This window comes from Serratia sp. M24T3 (assembly GCF_000257645.1).
GTDB lineage: Bacteria > Pseudomonadota > Gammaproteobacteria > Enterobacterales > Enterobacteriaceae > Rouxiella.
The window spans coordinates 1-1,218 of sequence record NZ_AJHJ01000078.1 but is presented as its reverse complement, the minus strand read 5'-3'; the positions used below and the strand labels follow the sequence as shown (position 1 = coordinate 1,218).

The following is a 1,218-nucleotide window of genomic DNA, read 5'->3' as shown; positions in this document are numbered from 1 at the left end:
CCTGCCCCCAGGATTAGATACAACGCTCACTTAGTAATGTCGGATCCTTCACTATCAGAATTACCCTTTTTCCAACCCGCCGCAAATTCAGACGGCGTCTGATAATTCAGCGTGGAGTGCGGGCGGCACTCGTTATAATCCTGACGCCATTCACTGATGGTTTTCCTGGCATGACTGACGTCGCTGAACCAATGTTCATTCAGGCATTCATCGCGAAAGCGTCCGTTAAAACTCTCAATAAATCCGTTCTGTGTCGGCTTGCCGGGCTGGATAAGCCGCAGTTCCACGCCATGCTCATAAGCCCACTGGTCAAGTGCTCTACAGGTAAATTCCGGCCCCTGGTCAGTTCTTATTGTAGCCGGATAGCCGCGAAACAGCGCAATGCTGTCAAGAATACGCGTGACCTGCACGCCTGAAATCCCAAAGGCAACAGTGACAGTCAGGCATTCCTTTGTGAAGTCATCGACGCAGGTAAGGCACTTGATCCTGCGACCGGTGGCCAGTGCATCCATGACGAAATCCATCGACCAGGTCAGATTGGGCGCTGCCGGGCGGAGCAGCGGCAAACGTTCTGTTGCCAGCCCTTTACGACGTCGTCTGCGTTTTACGCCCAGCCCGCTCAGATGATAAAGGCGGTACACGCGCTTGTGATTAACATGAAGCCCTTCACGGCGCAGTAACTGCCAGATGCGGCGGTAGCCAAAACGCCTGCGCTCCAGTGCCAGCTCAGTGATGCGCCCAGATAAATGCGCATCAGCCGCCGGACGCTGAGCCTCATAGCGGCAGGTCGACAGGGATAAATCTGTGAGCCTGCAGGCACGACGTTGCGACAGACCGGTTGTATCACACATCAACACCACGGCTTCCCGCTTCTGGTCTGTCGTCAGTACTTTCGCCCCAGAGCCACCTGAAGCGCCTCCTTATCAAGCATGGCTTCGGCAAGCAGCTTCTTGAGTCTGGCGTTCTCTTCCTCAAGCGACTTCAGACGCTTAACCTCGGGCACCTCCATACCGCCATACTTCTTACGCCAGGTGTAAAACGTGGCATCGGAAATGGCGTGCTTGCGGCAGAGTTCACGGGCGGATACGCCGGCTTCAGCCTCGCGGAGAATACTGATGATCTGTTGGTCGGAAAAACGCTTCTTCATGGGGATGTCCTCATGTGGCTTATGAAGACATTACTAACATCGGGGTGTACTAATCAACGGGGAGCAGGTCA

General features: G+C 54.7%; 1 protein-coding gene. It reads right to left on the bottom strand.

All coding sequences use genetic code 11. The features are described 5' to 3' along the window. Window positions 1-26 precede the first annotated feature (26 nt). A protein-coding gene (locus SPM24T3_RS24000) for an IS3 family transposase (protein ID WP_086013251.1) occupies window positions 27-1,147 on the bottom strand; the annotation gives its coding sequence in 2 pieces (ribosomal slippage) (window positions 27-889 and window positions 889-1,147; 1,122 coding nt in all). Window positions 1,148-1,218 lie beyond the last annotated feature (71 nt).